Source organism: Pseudomonas sp. SIMBA_067, from assembly GCF_046534675.1.
GTDB classification, from domain to species: Bacteria; Pseudomonadota; Gammaproteobacteria; order Pseudomonadales; family Pseudomonadaceae; genus Aquipseudomonas; species Aquipseudomonas putida.
This window is the reverse complement of sequence record NZ_JAWRYH010000784.1, coordinates 1-257: the sequence shown is the minus strand read 5'-3', so window position 1 is coordinate 257 and position 257 is coordinate 1. Positions and strand designations below refer to the sequence as shown.

The following is a 257-nucleotide window of genomic DNA, read 5'->3' as shown; positions in this document are numbered from 1 at the left end:
CAAGCGCGAAGCCGAGGAATACGCCGTACTCGCCGAGCAGATGGATGCCGAATCACGCAGCCATAAGCAGTTGGCCGCAGAACACGAAGCCGCTTTACACAAGCTGCGCACTGAGCACGAGCAAAGCCTCAAAGCACTGCAGCAGCGACTGACCGCCCAGCCGCAGGCCAGCAAACAGGTTGCCAAGAAGACCCAGCAGGCCAGTAATAGCTTTGACCTGAGCGAAGATCTCACCCGTATCCTGATCGACCAGCAGC

General features: G+C 58.8%; 1 protein-coding gene. It reads left to right on the top strand.

Translation table 11 applies throughout. From position 1 onward, the window contains the following. A partial coding sequence (locus SB765_RS31330; RefSeq protein WP_410932722.1) for a hypothetical protein occupies window positions 1–257 on the top strand: 257 nt, incomplete at both ends.